The organism is Mesorhizobium sp. B2-3-15, assembly GCF_006442875.1.
GTDB classification, from domain to species: domain Bacteria; phylum Pseudomonadota; class Alphaproteobacteria; order Rhizobiales; family Rhizobiaceae; genus Mesorhizobium; species Mesorhizobium australicum.
Genome location: NZ_VFVO01000004.1, coordinates 155,540 through 171,908 on the forward strand (window position 1 = coordinate 155,540; position 16,369 = coordinate 171,908).

Consider the following 16,369-nt stretch of genomic DNA (forward strand, 5'->3'; position numbering starts at 1 on the left):
GTTCTTGTCCTACTCAGGACACCGCCTCTTCAAACGCCCTCAGCCGCGGTAGGGCGGCGGCACTGACGCTGGCGTGGATCGCTTCGGGAAAGTCACGAGGAAGGAGTTCAGTTACCCGGGTGAAGGCGCGTTCGCCACGTTCTGCGATATGCGCCATGGCCCCATTCACCACGCTGTCCGGCAGTTTGACCGCGGCGGCGGTCTGAAGGAAATGCCGCGGGTGAATTTGGTCTATCCGGTAGTTACGGTTCGTTCCCACTGCCATTGCCAGCTTCATCTGCTTGCGCGTGATCTGGTTCAAGTCGAGGCTCGGCTGAGCGGTTAGGATGTCGTAGAGCGGGGTCAGTTGGTAGCCGCCACCGGGCGCCAGAAACACGCTGAAATTCTTTGCGTGGCCGTCAGTCGCGCCTAGGATCCAGAACAACATCTGGGCGGCGAGGAAGGTCTTCTGGTCTTCTGCCGGCGTATCACTGCCTTTGAGGAGATTGAGGATTGCCGCCATGCCTGGCCCGCCCTCGTGTTGGTACTTGAGGGTCGGCGGCACAGAGAGGGCTTGGCAGCAGTCTTCCTGTGGAAGGCGGATGAGGCGTCCGCTCTCGGTCCAGCGTCGATCGAAGCGTTCGATGGCCAGCGCCTTGGTCTTGCCGAAGGTGGCAATGCGCGCCGTGTTGACGGGCAGGCCAAACGCTTCGGCCAGCGCCAGGCAGTAAAACTCGTTCTCGACGCTGTTGGTGAGGTCGATGCCGTTAGGCAGCGTGCCGATCTGCGTCTTGAAGATGTGTGTGGTGGGGGTGGTGCCGTGCGGTTTGAGCCACCGTCCGTCATGCCGGAGCAGGGCCGTCTTCTCCTGAGCGCCGGCGACAGAGATGCGGAAGTCATCATCGCGGCTCAAGCCGAGCGGAGCCTGTGCCAGGTTCTTGAGGAGTTTCTCAATCTCACCGTCATCGACGGCTTCGCCGCTGATAGCTTCGATATCTGGTAAGTCATCGTCTCCGGCAATGAATTGCAGTGCGCCCACGCAGTCGCGGCCAATCCGCGCCAGCAGGCTGTAGGCGTCTATACCCCGCGCGCCGACTTTCTCGGCCACACGGCGGCGCAGCGCGTCCGAGTCAGGCAGCAGATTCTCGAAAACGGCGTTGACGGGTTCACCCCGGTAGGCATCTTCGCGCAAAGGCAGGGAGAGGGAGACCGGAAACGCGCCCCGCCGCGCAAGCCAGTGATCCTCGTAGCGGAAGCGAACGGCGCCGCTGGACTCTTTGCTGAGCTGGCCGACAAGGCGGTTGTTCAGATAGACCCGCAACGGCACGTGAAGGGGCCGCCGACCCATCAGCTGAGCAGGTCTTCTATTTCAGAGGAGGACCGCTTGGAGCGCGGCGCGACTTGGAACTCCAGGTCGAGGGCTGCCAGCAAAGCCAGCACGCTGTCAAGTCGGGCGGCTGGGTTCCCGCTCTCAATAATGGAAACGGAGGGCTGCCGCATACCGGCACGATCGCCAAGCGCGGCTTGGCTGAGGCCTTTCTGCTTGCGAGCGCGGCGGATAGCATTTCCGATTTGCTCAGGGGTACGGGCGAGGACCATGCTCGAATTATGCGTCAGCTTCTATATTTTGTAAATATGTGTTAGATCGAATATCCTGAACTTATCTGCTAAGTCGGATATACGCAATTATCCAAGGAAGCGCATAACAGATGCTCCCACGGGAACCCCCTTAATGCCTCGGCTGATCGCGTCGCGATATAGACGAGCAAGGCGCATTTGGGGCCGCGGCTCTCGAACCACCAATGGTGAGAGCCATCGATCTGCACGAGCTCGCCCAGACAGTCACGCCGACCGCGCGGCTGATGCAGTTGGCGCTTCCGCTCACGGCGTGAAGTCCAGATTCCGGCTCCGTCATCCATTTGCGTAGTGTCTCGGTGCTGACGGCAATCTGGTGCCATTCAAGCAGCTTCTCTCGGGCGAGCGTCGGGCCGAAGTCCCGGTAGCGATCGCTTACCAGATCCAATGTGGTGTTGCGGAAATCCTCATCATGGCGTCGATTGCTCGGCCGACCGCGCTTCTTGGACGCCAGCCCGCCGGCGCCGTCCTGGTCATAGGCCTGCAACAGCCGGTGAACCTGACTGCGGCTGAGGTGAAGGAGCTCCGCTGCATGTACGACGCTCAGCCGTCGGTCGCGGATCTTCTGGATGGCTTCGGGACGATGCAGCTCTTTTTGCGACAAGGTGACCAAAGCATGACGGCTCCCGCAATAAGCCCGCCCTCACGCCAGACTCTGTGAAGTCGCTAGCCTTCCTTTCCAGCTTCATGTTGACCAGCCTCGGACGCGGGAAGTGTCGCATCTCTAACTGGGGCAACTGTCGCATTACTAAATAGCTGCTAGAACCATTTTGCGGCATAACATACATTATGGAACGGAATATTGTCGTTTAGATTCAACCATATAGAGAGTTGAGCTGGCCGCCGCCTGTAAGTCGTGCCCGACTGCCAAGTGAGGGCTGCCAGTATCTTCCTCGATCTCAGTGCTGCTGATGCCGACCTTTTTGGCGTCAGTGAAAAGCTTTTGTGTCAGCTCGGCGACTGAGATGACGCTCCTGCGGCCTTCCAGCTTGCTTTAATCATTGCTAATGCAGCCCCTTGCTGCATTAATCCTCGATCATGCTAATTGGACAGGGAGTAACGATGGCCCAGATGATCCGGTTCGCGATCTTTGCGGTTTCGGCCGCTGTCGCCGGCTTGGCGTGTTTCGCCTTGCATTCCTGCTGGACGTGGACCGCGCCGCTCCTGATCATATCCGTCGGGTCCATGCTTGCCGAACATGCCTTCAACCGGCTGGCCTCGAACGAAGAAAAGCAGCGCGATCTGGAAGATCGCGTGCGCAATCTGCCAATGCAAGCCAATGTAGAACGATCGTGAACCTAGACTTCCTTGTCCCCTTCGCCCCAATGGCACGCCAGTGGGTAGGGGAACATCGACCAGCATTTCATGGGCAAGGCGTCCAGCCCTTACGCGTACCGCGATGAAACAGCGTTCAGGAAGGCCGCCGCGCGCTCCCCGACGGACCCCTATGGCGTGGCTACAGGGCTCAAAGACGGGCGCCCGCCGACGTGACGATGGGCATATCGGTCGCCGAACTTCGCTCGGCAGGGGGGCGCGTGAAACAAATTGGGACTAAAGCTAAAGAGGCTGCAAGATTTGTGACGGCGATGGCCAATGCTCGACGCCTGTTGATCATGCACCTCGTGCTCGACCGCGAATTGCCGGCTGAGGCGCTTCGAGAGCAACTGGGGCTTAGCTCGTCGGCACTGTCACAGCACATGGCCAAGTTACGCGCACTCGGCCTGGTCCGCGTCCGCCGCGACCGTGACAACATAGTTCACTATTCCTGTTGCAATGACTCGGCCCGCAAACTGCTTGCCCTGCTGGACCACGCTTATGGAAGTGGCCCTTCGAAGCAAAACGCAGACTTGGGAATTCCAGATTGAGCCCTTGCGGACCCCCCATGAGGGACTGTTAAGTCTATGCGGGAATCGACAGGGAAGGAACCGAGTTCATCCGTTGGAATACCACCGGGCCTGTGCGGCGGCCTTCGTCAACCAATTGATGATGAGCGGCCCGGCTACCGAGGGGTTGATTTGGGCTTGAAGGTCCCCAACCGGGCCATGCCGGCGATCCCCCCCGGCAGAAGGATCATGAACTAATATTAGCAATAGCGCAAATACGAAACGGCGCCGGCATCAACGTCGTCAATATCGTAGCCCGATAGGATTCGTTCGCTATCTGGCACCATAGGCTTACCGTGCCCTGGTCGCCCGCGAGATTTACAGGCCGGCTGTCAGACGCCGATCGGCAACCCGTGAGCATGCTTCACCTGGCCCAACGCAAAGCTGGATTCGATCGAGGCCACGCCGTCGAGCCTGGTGAGTTTCTGCTTCAGGAAGGTTTCATATGCCTCTAGATCCTTGACGACGACACGCAGCAAGAAATCCATTTTTCCGGTCATCAAATAACATTCGACGACTTCCGGCCAACGACGGACCGCGCTCGAAAAACCATCGAGCTCTTCCTCCCGTTGTCGCTCAAGCTTGACGGAAGCAAAGGCGCTAACGGGCAATCCAACCTTCACCTGATCAACGATTGCCACGTAGGCTCTGATCACGCCTGATTTTTCGAGCATCCGCACTCGGCGCGCGCAAGGCGATGGAGAGAGCCCGGCGATCTCGCTGAGATCTTCCGTTGTCGCGTGAGCATCCGACTGAAGTGCAGCCAGCAACCTGCGATCGATATCGTCAATCACATCTTTTGGCATAGGTTTTTGTTTCCTGCATAAAAATTAGCTGAGTCCGGCCGAAGCGGCTCTAGCTTATCGCGCTTTTAGCCGCAATCGCCCGCTGGATTTTCCTATCCTCCCTCCTCTCGGTGGAGTTATAAAATGAACGATCCTCAACTCGCGTGCCTCAAGGAACTCGAAAGCAAGGTACTGTGGCTTTCCACATGGATGGTCCACAACGCCAACAACCTTCGGCCGAATGACGACGGGCTCAAAGTTGGAGGGCATCAGGCCTCGTCAGCATCGCTCACCACGCTCATGACTGCGCTATACTTCGCGGTCTTGCATCCAGAAGACAGGGTCGCGGTGAAACCGCATGCAAGTCCGGTCTTTCACGCCATCCAGTATCTCTTCGGCAACCAGACACGGTCGAAACTGGAATCCTTCCGCGCTTATGGAGGTGCGCAGTCCTATCCATCACGGACGAAGGATACGGACGATGTCGACTTCTCGACCGGGTCTGTCGGACTGGGCGTCGCGCAAACCCTGTTTTCCTCATTGGTGCAGGATTACCTTCGAGCAAAAGGCATGGCCAAGGACCGTCCGGAAGGCCGCATGGTCGCGCTTATTGGCGACGCCGAGATGGATGAGGGTAACATTTTTGAGGCTCTTCTCGAGGGTTGGAAACACGGTCTGCGCAACACGTGGTGGATCGTTGATTATAATCGCCAAAGCTTGGACGCGGTCGTAAGGGAGGGCTTGTGGGAGCGCTTCGTCTCTCTGTTTCGCGATTTCGGCTGGGAGGTGGTAATCCTCAAATACGGCTCCCTGCTCGAGCAAGCCTTCGAGGAGCCTGGGGGCGAGGCTTTACGCGCCTGGATCGACAATTGTCCCAACCAGCTCTATTCGGCTCTGGCTTATCAAGGTGGGGCAGCGTGGCGCAGACGCCTGCTCGATGAGATCGGTGACCAGGGTCAAATCTCCCGGTTGATTGAAAAGCGTTCGGACGAAGACCTTGCGTGCTTAATGACAAACCTTGGCGGTCATGATCTGCCCCTGTTGTTGAGGACCTTCGAAGAGGCCCGCAAGCATGACCGGCCGATCTGCTTTCTCGCCTACACGATCAAGGGATTCGGCCTGCCGCTGGCGGGCCACAAGGACAATCATGCAGGTTTGATGACCACCGCGCAGACCGAAGACCTGCGCGCTCGTCTTCGGATTCGGCCGGGCTGCGAATGGGAATTGTTTGAAGGTCTTCAGCTGCCTGCCGCTGAGCTGGCTGCTTTCCTCAAGGAAGCTCCATTCAATGCCCGGCGCCGTGGCCGCCACCGGGCACCGAAAATCGCTGTCCCTGAGGCGTTTGCCATAGAGGTGCAATCTCCTGTCTCCACACAGCACGGCTTCGGAATTCTCATCCACGAGGTCGCCAAGACGGAGACTGATCTGGCGAGACGGATCGTCACGACGTCGCCGGACGTCACCGTCTCAACCAATCTCGGCGCATGGGTCAATCGTCGGGGGCTCTTTGCCCGGGAAGAGAAGGCGGATCTATTCAAGAAGGAGCGGATCCCGTCGACCTTCAACTGGCAATTCTCGCCCAAAGGCCAGCATATCGAACTCGGCATCGCCGAGATGAACTTGTTTATAAACCTCTCGGCTCTGGGGCTTTCCCATTCGACATTTGGCGAGCGGCTTTTGCCGATAGGGACCCTTTATGACCCGTTCATCGAACGTGGGCTCGATGCGCTGAACTACGCCTGCTACCAAGATGCGCGCTTCATTGTCGTTGCCACCCCTTCCGGGATCAGTTTGGCGCCTGAAGGCGGCGCCCATCAATCGATAGCAACTCCACTTATCGGCATGGCTCAGGATGGGCTCGCCAGCTTTGAGCCAGCCTTCGTCGACGAGCTTGCAACCATTCTGCGATTTTCGTTTGACTACATCCAGCGCGATGGAGACACCCAGCCCGATCCCGTGAGCTGGCTCAGGGATGCCACTGGAGGCTCGGTATATCTCAGACTGTCGACTCGGCCGATTGAACAACCCAAACGCGTCATTGATCAGACGTTGGCTGAAGACATCCTCAATGGAGGCTATTGGATGCGAAAGCCAGGGCCAAATGCCCAGATTGTGATCGCCTATACGGGAGCGGTTGCACCCGAAGCCATTGATGCGATTGGGTTGATTGCAGAGGATCGCCGCGATGTGGGCCTTTTGGCGGTAACGTCTGCAGATCGCCTGAATGCGGGATGGACGGCCGCGCAGCGCGCCAGGGAGCACGGCGTCGCCCATGCACAAAGCCCTGTTGAGCGCCTGCTTGCCAGCGTCCCCTCATATTGTGGGCTCATCACCGTGCTTGACGGCCATCCCGCCACGCTTGCTTGGCTCGGATCCGTCGAGGGTCACAAGACCCGTTCACTGGGCGTGGAGCATTTCGGCCAGTCGGGCACCATCGCGGACCTTTATCGGCACCATGGAATTGACGCGCAAAGCATCGCGCGAGCCGCGCAGTCGCTTTCACCTGGAAGGCCAATCCGACACTTACGAGCGGCCGTCTAACATCTCGGCTCTACAAGGCGCGAAGGTGTCATTGGTCTAGCGCTCGCGCTCGTTGCGGTCACGCGGGTGCCTCTCTTCGATTTCCTGCTCCAATCCTGGCGTACGCTGCGCGGATTGCTGGTGTGGATCCTGTCGTGGCGAACTCGGCTCCGGCAGCCCTCTTTGTTGACCCGCTATTTTCCTGGGCAATCCCGTCCTTTCACCCGCACGTAGATCGCGGGGATCAAGAGCTTGATGGGCGCTGCGCAGCCGATCCTCCTGGGCAACCTCCCGGCTGCGGACCACAGGCGCATTCCCTGAAATCGGCTCGTGCTTTGAGTTCGATGTGGTTTGAGGGGTTCGAGATCCGCTCTCAAACAACTGCGAAAGCTCGCCACTGCGAACTGGGGTGTTGTGGTCAGCTTCGCTGGCGGCAAGCTGTTGTTCCGAAATGCGGAGGTTTTCCCGCCGGACGGTCATCACTTCGCGCGCGGCTTCAACGACTTCGTTGAATTGTTTGCGCTCCCATGGCTCGATTGAGCGCTCAATGTCCGCCAGAATAGTCCCTATCCGCTTTTCGTATGCCTCGAACTCAGGACGTGTCATAGCAAGCATGGCAGCTTCCTCGCCTCCAAAAAGTTCCCGGGCCAAAACGGCTTTGGGGTCGTCCCCGTCCGGTGTTTGCCGAGAGAATTCATTCTCAGTCGCGATCTGGGTGAAACGTGACGCGGCCCGGATTCGTTCGAGCTGATCTGCGGCGAACTCGGCCACCTTCTTATCTTGGCTATCGCGCGCAATTGCGCTCCATGCCTGACCAACTTCCGTCACGTATTTGGTACTGCGGATGGACCTCGCCGCGTGACGGAGATTGGAACGTTTGGCTGCATAGCGTGCCTGTGCCGGCTGGCTGGTGCCCTCATGCTCGCTTCTGCCGACATAGCTGACAGGACGCACCTGAGTACGAGCATAGGCCGGCGCACTTGCAAACTCGCGGCGGTCGGTCAGCTCCATGCGGATTCCGTGCTCCCGGGCCTTCTCAGCCATCAGTGAGCGCCATTCCCGAAACTCCCGCGGGCTCGTCTCGATGCGTTCTCCTGTCTCCGCACGCATGGTGACGATCGCGTGGGCGTGGACATGGGGCCGCTTGCCACCCTGCCCTGCCACTTTTGGATCGTCAGACGGATCGTGCATGGCATAAACATACCGATGCCCGGGGAATTGATCGCCAAGGAACTCCCGCACGGCATCTCGAAATGCAGCTTGATCGGTGCCCGCGCGCGCCGAGGCGACCAGATGCATGATGTCGCGTCCTGTGCGGCTTTGCATCTGCTTGCGCCAGTCTTTCTGGACGAGATCGCCGGCTTGTTTGACAGTCTCGATATGGCTGTCCGTATCATCACGGACCCGCCCTTCGAAGCGCTCCACCATTTGGCGAATCCGGCTCGTTGCGAAGGCAACGCCATTGCCGTGACCGTGGAACAGAACCCGTGCCTGGACGTCGCTGCCGATCTTGCTCCTGTTCAACCGCTCTTGGGCGATTGCCGCGGCCTTCGCGTCGCCGGTCAGGCGCTCGCCATCCGGCCCGCGCAGGAGCAGGACCCCCTGCACCCGCAAACGCTCGCCGTCCGCTTGCTCCATTGCATAAACGAACCGGCGCTCGCCGAAGGCGGCGCGCAGGACGTGGCGAACGATTTGGTCATGCTCGCGATCGCTTGCCTTTAAGTTCACCGTCACCTGGAACAGACTTACGTCCCGGCTCGAGGCACGATTATCAAAAAGATGCTCCCATTCGGTGCGAAGTTGCAGCAGGCCCGCCTTGCCGATGATCTGCTCGCCCTTGTCGGTTTCTACGGCCAGTTCGCCATTCCGGGAGACGTAGCTCACCATCGCACCCATACGCGCTCCACGACCATAGGACGTGAGCTTGACCACCGCAGGCTGGCTCCCTTGAGCCACGGCTGTGAACCGTTGACGCATCGATCGGTTCGGCGCGACAGCTCCGGTGCGACAGGAACGCGCGCTGGCATTGTGGCCGGCGCGCGCCCTGTCCCCTCGCTTTACCGTTTCGTCTGGTGCCAACGCCACCCCGCCCCTTCGCCGCCAGTCACATTCATGCGCGTCGCGCCCCCGCTGCATTTCATGAAGCAGCGCTGCGCGACGCCGTTCCCACTCCCGTTCGAAAGCCCCCAGGAAAAATTCCATTAGCCAGCCCCCGAGCGCCGCGCCGCGCCGGCGCGTTTCGTCATCTGGGACAGCTCTGCAGCGACCGTCAATGAAATTGCGCGGGCATCATCGGCAGCTGCGGCGATATCCGAAACCGAGCTTAACCGCCCCGTGTTGAGCGCGCGTACGGCTTGATTGAGGCCATTGGCAACAGCACTCAGATCCGCGGCGAGGAGTTGTAGGATCGCGCGATCGGCATCATTGAGAAACGGGCGGATGCCCGCACCCTCGCAGGCGAGTGTGCGGATGAAGGCGGACACTGACATGCCGGCGCCATTCGCGGCCGATTTCATGACGGCAAGCTCATCCGGGGCGAACCGGATATGTGCGACCCTCTCCCGCCTCGGCGGCCGTCTTGCGATAGCTGCGCCGGCTCTCGTCATTACGCTTCTGCCTTGTTCGCGGCCGAAGCCGCGGATCGAGGGCCAGTCCCTCGATCGTCAGAAAAAACGTATCACGTTTTTGCGTATCCTGCCAACCGCTTTGACATCGAATTTTCCTGTTTACCGCAATTGAACTGATTTTTCTTGTAGTTTTGACTGTGTTTTTCTATATTGATGGAAATCCATCTGTCCACTGATCCACTTTCGAACAGATCTGGATTCAAGTGGATGTAGGAACACACGTTTATGAGGAGAGCTCGCTCATGCCTGTCGTGATCTCCGCCATCAATGGCAAGGGGGGCGCCGGCAAGACCACCGCCTTGATGAACATTGCTGGCGAGTACGCACTGCGCGGTTCAGCCGTGGCCATGGTCGACATGGACGGGAGAAGCAATCTGACCAAATGGTGGAGCGAGTGCCACGACAAGAACGCGCAGCCGGAAGGCATCAGCGTTTTCAGCCACAAGACCGCCAAGTCCTTGGACGCGTTCGTTGAGCGCCATGGCCACCGTTTCGATTACCTCCTCATCGACACGCCTGGAGAGGATATTTCTACGATCGATCCGGTGATTGGTTGGTCCGACCTGGTGATATCTCCTGTGCAGCCGTCTAAACGCGAGGTCCTTGGCGCGATCGACTGCTTTCACTCCGTACTCAGGATCAACGAGGCTCGCGCCAGCGCATGCCGGCATGGTGTTTTGCGAACCCGCATCTCGATGACGGTTCGCCAGACAGAGCTCTACCGCAAGATTAGGCCAATCATCGAGGACAAGGTCGGAACCTATCTGTTTCGTACCGAGGTTATGGAGCGTAACGTCTACAAGGACATTCAAAACGGCATCGGCACTCTCCAGATGCAGACGCTGTCCGAGGCTGTCGCCAAAGCGCGGCGCGAGACCCAAGAGATCGTGAGCGAAATCGATGCACTGCTGAGCTCCGGCGCAGAAGCGGGGCCCGCTTGATGAGCGGCAGGGAAACCCTGTCGCTCGACGAGTTCGCGCTCGCTGCCAGGAAGCAAGCGGTGAGAGGTGATGAAGATCGTGCGTCGGATCTAGTCAGCACTGACCCTAACTCAGACCGCACGTCGCCGAACCGGAGCGACCTTCGACAGGAGGCCCGAAAAGCCTTGCGCCGGATGAAACGAGAGCGCGTTAAGGGGCAAAGCTGCTTTGTCAATGTGAACCTCGACCGGCCAACCAAGCGCCGCTTGAAACTGGCAGCCTTCCATGACGACACAACGATGCAGGCAATCGTGGAAGCGGCGATCGTCAAGTATTTGGACGAGCTAGGCCTATAACTCCAGCCACGTGGTTCTTCCCTGGCGGATCGCGGAATTTGATGTCAGACCCCTCCCCTGCTAGACTCGCGGTCAAGTTGGCTCTGATTTTTCTCACATCGGGCAATTTGAGGTGGAAAGGCACGTCCTATCGATGTGCTTTCTCGACACGCACAGGAGCTGGCAAAAGCCCTCGAAATGGCAATCAAGGACCTTCAGAAATACATTCACGAGCACGCACTCACCGAAACGGAAGACGCCGAATCCGAAAAGCCGGTCTACAGGAAACCCGGCTTCGAAGGCGTACGGAGCTTCGGCGATATGGAGAAGGCCTTCGGTCGGTTTGTGCGCGAACGCCGCGAAGCCAGAAGGCTCAATCGCGCCCAGATGGGAACCATGGTCGGCCTGCATGAGACTATCTTTGCACGCTATGAGCGGGCCTTTTCGAAGCTGCATGCGACGAGACTCATTCATGTTTGCGAGATTCTCGACTGCTCACCGATCGAAATGATCCATTTTGCTGCCCCGCATTTTTTCGGCCAGAACCGGCAAGAAGCTGACGATAAGCTGAAACTGATTTTGCGTGTGCTTGATATGCCGGCTTCGTCGGCATCAGGCCTGTTGAACCTTGTCGAGGGTCTCGCCGGCGCAAGTGCCGGAGACGATCCGGGCGATCGATGATGCGATCGCCGCGCCCTGTCCCCGATTCCCGGCCGGCGGCAACGTGCTCATGCCGGCCGCAACTGGCCCGGCCCGAAAGCCCGCTATTCGATCAAAGTTTTGAATCGGTCTCGAACCACCGATTCAGAAAATGCATTGGACGGTATTTGGGCGAACGCAGATAATCCGATGCATGAAGCACGCGACCCATCCACTGTTCCTGCGGCGCATAGACAGTGCCCGCAACATGGCGCGGTACTATGTCATGGCATTGCAACCCACGCTGTTCGGTGACGTGTCCCTTGTACGGCAATGGGGCCGCATCGGCACACGTGGGCGTCAGAAAGTCGAGTTTTTCGACGATTGCCTGCAAGCAGCTGCGGCGCTGTCGCGGCTGGCCGCGCAAAAGTCCAATCGGGGATATTCGGGCAATCCCCATGAGGTCTCCCCGGCAGGTGCGCCCGATCCGGCGTGCCAGCCGGTGCCGTTTGCCGGCAAGGCATCACAGATGATCATCACGACCCCTGGCACGAAGTAAGCAGGCAGGCGTGGCGCATCGATGCTGCGCCCAATTCCAAATGACCTCATGCCTCGCCTTTGCGCCAAGCGCCCGGCCTGTTCGGCGGGCGCTGCGCGGTCGGTTGCCGATGCCAGGCCATCGAGAACGGAACAGCGAAAACCTGCCCCCTCCTTGTCCCCAACAGGTTGGCGCATTGGGCCGCTGAAGCGACGATCGTCTGACGCCCCGGGATCGTCGGGGACCCTGTTGGCTTGAGCGCCGTGGGTGACCCTTCGCCGACAAAGGGCTCGCGACCCGTCGGATGAGCAGGCTTGCGGTCGAGCTTTCGCCGCCGGAGTTCTCGCCTTGCCCCTTCGCAGGATCGCGGCGCCCCGGGGGAGCGCCGCGTCCAATGCGTGGCCGCCTCAGCGCGACCATATGAGAGCGTATCCCTCGTCATTCTCGACCAGGCTCGCGTAGATCGGAGCGGGGAAGCTTGGATCATCAAGCTTGACGGAGTGGTATTCTCGGCCGGTTTCCTTGGCTGCCTTCTTCCAGCCGGCGCCAATCTCGATGGTCCCTGCGAGGGCCCGAAGGTCGGGCGACTTATCGCTTTCCTTCTCGGCCTGGATCAGGCGGGCCTTGATGTTGAGGTTGAGCGTCTTGATAACTCCGACAAACGAGCCGTCTTCGTTGCGAGTGAAAGTGCCGATCTGAGCCATGGGTTTTCTCCTTGCTGTATCAGGTCGCGACCATCGCGGCCTTGATGGCGATCGCAGGGCACCACGCGACCGGCCCGCACCCGCAGGGCTAAAACGCGAGTGGGAGGCAGCGCAGCGCCGAGCTTCTTGGCGCGCGAGGAAGCCGCGCGCAGCACGGCGGGGAAGAAGGTCGGCATGGCTGTTGCGGGATCGAAGTCGGGCTGCGCAGCAGCTGGACGCGGTGTGAGATACGCCACCAAGAAAGGCCGTAGTGGACGCTCCTCTGGTAACCGCGTGGAGCAGAGGACCCTCGGCGAGGCCAAAACCGCCGCTGGCGATGCTATGTCCAATATCCAGGCGCGATCCTGAGGCCCGGCAAGTGTGACCGTGATAATGCGGGTATCTCGGAGGGGCCGCGAAGCGATGGCTCAGTCCGGTGGCATTGAGGGCGCGGGCTGAAGATCGTGCAGGAAGGCGACGGCTCGCTGTGCATGACCGGCAGCGGAAAAGATCGCCCGCTTGTCGCTGGCAAGGACCTGAAGCCAGGAGGCGAGATAGCTCGCGTGATCCGGCCGCGGCTCGAGTTCCGGCGCGATGCCCAGATCCGCGCAAAGGAAGCAGCTGCCAAGTTCGGCAATGAGCTCCTCCCGCGCCCGCTCGCTGCGATCCTTGGCATACCGGCTGAGGTCGCGGTTCACCCGTTGCGGCGCCGATGTCCAATGTGTGGCCTCGTGGCTGAGCGTCGCGACATAGGCCGCCGCATCGCGGAAGGCTTGGGGCGGCGGCATCTGGATATGGTCGGTCGCAGGCGAAAAGTAAGCGCGATCGCCGCCGTGTCGGATGACCGCACCGGTGTTGGCAAAGAAGCGGTCGGCGTGAACGATATGCTCGACCGGCTCACGAACCGGCTCAACCCGCTCATAAAGCTGGTCGGGCAGACCCTCGATCTGGCCGGCGTTGAAGACGCTGTAGGCTTTGAGAAACGGGATCTCGCGGTCGAACTCCTCGCCCGAGGCGTCGATTTGCGTCTTGGTGAGGCGGCCTGCGAAGACCACCAGGGTGCCCGACTCTCCCTTGCGCACCGCCCCGCCGAGCTCGAGCGCCTGCTTGAAGGTCATCCACATCGGGCTGGAGAAGCCCCGCGCGATTGCCTCTGACCACAGCAACAACACGTTCATGCCGTTGTAGGGCATGCCGTTATGCCGTATCGGTCGGGTCACCCGACCGACGGCGGTGGCGCAGTGCCATGGCTGCATCCAGGGGCGGACGCCCCTCTCGAGATCGGCGACAATCCGATCGGTGATCCGCGCATAGATGTCGACGCGCGGCCCTTTTCTGCTCATCTCTCTGAACCTCTGGTTTTGGAGGCCGCGCCGATCGCGGCCCGTCACGGTCCGCCGGTGGCGAAGGAAGACGGGCAGCGCACCCGCAGGGCCATAGCGCCAGCGAAGGACGGCGCAGCCGTTGCGCTGACTGTCTTGCTGCGCCAGGACCGCGGGAAAGACGGGGCGCGAAAGAGGCGGCGCTGGGCGCCGCCTCGATACGTCTCGCAAGAAGGGTCGGCTCAGCGAATCGCACGGCCGCCCCGGTAGGGATCGTATTCGCAGAGGATTTCGACCTCTGCGTCATCGAGCTCGTCGGCGGGCAGGATGCCGAATTCGGCGTCGACCTGGAAGAGAACGACTGGGGCCATGAGGGTGCGGGCGAGATGCCAGGCGGCCTTCTGGGCAAGAGTGAGATCGTGCGACATCTGAGGGCTCCATCTTGGAGCGGGCCAATCCCCGCTCAATGGCTGCGTCGGGGTGCGGCGGCGGGCGCGATCATCGCGAGGCGACAGCCGAGCGGCCGCAGCTTGCTAGCGGACCCCTTGCGGGTTGATCGTGGAAGACCGCGCCGCACCAGGAAAGCCATCACGAAAGAGCGGGATTGGATTGCTCAAGTCCGGGCCGGCAGTGCTCGGCCGCATCCGATGTCACTGGCCTGAAGGCGGCTCCATGGATCGGCAGCGTGACCGCGGCGGCCATTCTGTCGGACATTTGGCGCGGCCGGGCGACCTGCCGGACCCAAGCTGAGCAGCGTTGGAATTGCCGCGGCAACGTGATCTCTCAACGGCTGTGTAGTGCCTGACCCATCTTTATCGATCCTTGAGGCAAATCCGCATGCGCCACCAACACTCGAGCCAACGGGTCGGCCCTAGGACCATCCGTTGAGTTGGCGGGTCCCGGGTTCAGTAGACCTCCCCCGCCGAGGCAGGCGGGAGAAGTTGGGGCGCGGCAAGCGAAGAGCGGGGCAGAGCCCCGCCCTGAAGGCGCCTACCCGAGAGCTGCCATCTGCAGCTCGGCCGCCTTGCGGTCGACTGTGGGGCCAGAGTTCTCGACCGACCGCTCGAAAGGCTTCCAGACCTCGCCAACAACGTGCTCATAGGCGATGATGGCCCCCTCGGCGGCCATGCGCAAAGCGTGGGCCTGGAGTGCCATGTCCGCAGCGAACTCGCGCTGGCGCTGGGCGGCGCTGTCGAAACCAACGGGACCACCGACATCTTCGTCCCGATCGTCACAGGCGGACTTGGCGGTTGCGTCGCGAGCTTGGGAGACCGCCCGGCTGTAGAACTGGCCGGCGCCGTAGGCGGACCCGACGAAGGCCCCGACGACGCGCTGCAGGTGGATCTGCATGGCGCGCTCGCCAAGCCCCTCGTCCAGCGCTGCTGCGGTGTCGACGATCAGCTTTTCGTGCAGGTCGCGGATGCCGTCGCTGTCGAGGACAGGCAGGCCGAAGCTCTCGGAAACGAGAGAGCACTGCGCGGCATCGGGGCAGGCGAACCGCACCATCTGCAAGGTGGTTGCCTTGCGCAGCGGCACCACGCGAGCGGTAGAGCGAGGATTGGCAGCTTTCTTGATCATGACACATCCTTTCTTCGGTTTCCGAAGCGCAGACCGGCTCCGTGCCGGCCCGCCCTCGGGCGCGGACCCACAGAACCGGCCGAGCGGCGTTCGCTTCAAGGTCCGGGTGGACCGAGGCGAGCAGGGCAGGTTTGCGGCCAAGCAGGGCTCCTTCCCAGCCCTCGCGCGGGACGCGGGGCTGCTATGCCGAGACTGGATCGCTCCGGCCGCCGCGCGGCGCGGAACGCGGCCTTGAAGTGAACGACCGCCGGTTCAGGACCGCTTCAAGCCCGGGGAGGACCGGCACGGGCCTAGTTATCGAAACGGAAAGGGAAGGACAGGCGCTCAAGACCATGTGCCTGACCAGCGGGCTGGACCTGTCCCATCGTGCCGCGAGCACCCTTACCAAGACGGTGCCGGTGTGCTTGCCGGATGCGGTATCGCCGGCAGCGCGCCAGGTCTCGCGCGAACAACTGCATCGCTCCACCTGCTCGCAGATATCCCCGCCTCGCCCTGCAGGTCGACAACTGTTGGCGATTGCTTGTCCGCCGCGCCAGCTAGCCGCGGCAACGCGTCAATCTCCGGCTGCCGCTCCGCCAGGAAGGGTGTGAACGGGCCCCGCAACTCCGCCTCGACGGCGCGGCTTAACCCGACGAGACGCTTTGGTCACCCAATCGGATAGCCAAGCTCCAAGAGCCATGCTTGGCGGCTGCGCGACGCGGGGCCGATATGAACGAGTTCGACATAGTCGCCGGCCGGTCGGAGACCCGCACCGATCTCGGGGCGCTCGATGGCAGTGGAGCGCAGAGCTGGGCCTGGCGAGCAAGTGCGGCGGACCCGGATCGCGACCACTCCGCGGCTCATGGCCGGCTTCATGCAGGCACATCCCCTATGGCGCACCATCTTCTTCAGCCCTTCCGGACAGCTTCCTGCGGCTGCCACCGCG

General features: G+C 61.0%; 15 protein-coding genes and 2 pseudogenes. 7 read left to right on the plus strand and 10 right to left on the minus strand.

What is annotated here, in order from left to right; translation table 11 throughout:
* Positions 1-13 precede the first annotated feature (13 nt).
* The 3 genes and pseudogenes from FJ954_RS10260 to FJ954_RS10270 form a co-directional block, all read right to left on the minus strand.
* Positions 14-1,327: a type II toxin-antitoxin system HipA family toxin gene (locus FJ954_RS10260; protein ID WP_140620408.1), complete on the minus strand. Its 1,314-nt coding sequence runs from the start codon at positions 1,325-1,327 to the stop codon at positions 14-16.
* On the minus strand, positions 1,327-1,578 hold the full coding sequence (locus FJ954_RS10265) for a helix-turn-helix domain-containing protein (RefSeq protein ID WP_140620410.1): 252 nt from the start codon (positions 1,576-1,578) through the stop codon (positions 1,327-1,329). The genes FJ954_RS10260 and FJ954_RS10265 overlap by 1 nt, the downstream gene beginning before the upstream one ends.
* Positions 1,579-1,733: 155 nt before the next feature.
* A pseudogene (locus FJ954_RS10270) lies at positions 1,734-2,227 on the minus strand (helix-turn-helix domain-containing protein); the annotation flags it as partial.
* Positions 2,228-2,676: 449 nt separating this feature from the next.
* On the opposite strand from FJ954_RS10270, the gene FJ954_RS10280 reads away from it, so the two are divergent.
* Positions 2,677-2,910 (plus strand): hypothetical protein, encoded by a 234-nt coding sequence (locus FJ954_RS10280; protein ID WP_140620412.1) that lies wholly within the window; start codon positions 2,677-2,679, stop codon positions 2,908-2,910.
* Between the two features lie 239 nt (positions 2,911-3,149).
* Entirely contained in the window at positions 3,150-3,479 is a 330-nt protein-coding gene (locus FJ954_RS10285) for an ArsR family transcriptional regulator (RefSeq protein WP_224643194.1), read from the plus strand.
* 350 nt (positions 3,480-3,829) lie between these two features.
* Here the strand turns inward: FJ954_RS10285 and FJ954_RS10290 are convergent, their stop codons facing one another.
* Positions 3,830-4,303 (minus strand): Lrp/AsnC family transcriptional regulator, encoded by a 474-nt coding sequence (locus FJ954_RS10290; RefSeq protein WP_140620416.1) that lies wholly within the window; start codon positions 4,301-4,303, stop codon positions 3,830-3,832.
* Positions 4,304-4,426: 123 nt separating this feature from the next.
* Between FJ954_RS10290 and FJ954_RS10295 the strand changes: the two genes are divergently transcribed.
* Entirely contained in the window at positions 4,427-6,823 is a 2,397-nt protein-coding gene (locus tag FJ954_RS10295; RefSeq protein ID WP_140661268.1) for a 1-deoxy-D-xylulose-5-phosphate synthase N-terminal domain-containing protein, read from the plus strand.
* Positions 6,824-6,859: 36 nt separating this feature from the next.
* On the opposite strand, the gene FJ954_RS10300 is transcribed toward FJ954_RS10295, so the two are convergent.
* Complete coding sequence (locus FJ954_RS10300) at positions 6,860-9,004, minus strand: conjugal transfer protein TraA (protein ID WP_140620420.1); 2,145 nt, start codon at positions 9,002-9,004, stop codon at positions 6,860-6,862.
* Positions 9,004-9,318: a plasmid mobilization relaxosome protein MobC gene (locus FJ954_RS10305; RefSeq protein ID WP_246677770.1), complete on the minus strand. Its 315-nt coding sequence runs from the start codon at positions 9,316-9,318 to the stop codon at positions 9,004-9,006. Before FJ954_RS10305 ends, FJ954_RS10300 begins: the two co-directional genes overlap by 1 nt.
* Before the next feature lie 353 nt (positions 9,319-9,671).
* Here FJ954_RS10305 and FJ954_RS10310 point away from each other — a divergent pair, with 353 nt between their 5' ends.
* The 4 genes and pseudogenes from FJ954_RS10310 to FJ954_RS10325 form a co-directional block, all read left to right on the plus strand.
* Positions 9,672-10,370 (plus strand): ParA family protein, encoded by a 699-nt coding sequence (locus FJ954_RS10310; protein ID WP_140620424.1) that lies wholly within the window; start codon positions 9,672-9,674, stop codon positions 10,368-10,370.
* Complete coding sequence (locus FJ954_RS10315) at positions 10,370-10,705, plus strand: hypothetical protein (RefSeq protein ID WP_140620426.1); 336 nt, start codon at positions 10,370-10,372, stop codon at positions 10,703-10,705. The genes FJ954_RS10310 and FJ954_RS10315 overlap by 1 nt, the downstream gene beginning before the upstream one ends.
* A gap of 177 nt (positions 10,706-10,882) precedes the next feature.
* A complete protein-coding gene (locus FJ954_RS10320) occupies positions 10,883-11,365 on the plus strand; it encodes a helix-turn-helix transcriptional regulator (RefSeq protein ID WP_140620428.1) in 483 nt (160 codons plus the stop codon).
* Between the two features lie 172 nt (positions 11,366-11,537).
* A pseudogene (locus FJ954_RS10325) lies at positions 11,538-11,768 on the plus strand (WGR domain-containing protein); the annotation flags it as partial.
* Between the two features lie 500 nt (positions 11,769-12,268).
* Here FJ954_RS10325 and FJ954_RS10330 read toward each other — a convergent pair.
* The 4 genes from FJ954_RS10330 to FJ954_RS10345 all read right to left on the minus strand — a co-directional run bounded on the left by FJ954_RS10330 (position 12,269) and on the right by FJ954_RS10345 (position 15,444).
* Positions 12,269-12,565, minus strand: coding sequence for a DUF736 domain-containing protein (locus FJ954_RS10330; protein WP_140620432.1), 297 nt, complete (start codon positions 12,563-12,565; stop codon positions 12,269-12,271).
* Between the two features lie 407 nt (positions 12,566-12,972).
* Positions 12,973-13,887 carry a zincin-like metallopeptidase domain-containing protein gene (locus tag FJ954_RS10335; protein ID WP_140661385.1) on the minus strand — a complete coding sequence of 305 codons (915 nt, stop codon included), beginning with the start codon at positions 13,885-13,887 and terminating at the stop codon, positions 12,973-12,975.
* Positions 13,888-14,108: 221 nt separating this feature from the next.
* Entirely contained in the window at positions 14,109-14,294 is a 186-nt protein-coding gene (locus tag FJ954_RS10340; RefSeq protein ID WP_140620436.1) for a hypothetical protein, read from the minus strand.
* Positions 14,295-14,856: 562 nt separating this feature from the next.
* Positions 14,857-15,444, minus strand: coding sequence for a hypothetical protein (locus tag FJ954_RS10345; RefSeq protein ID WP_140620438.1), 588 nt, complete (start codon positions 15,442-15,444; stop codon positions 14,857-14,859).
* Positions 15,445-16,369: the final 925 nt, after the last annotated feature.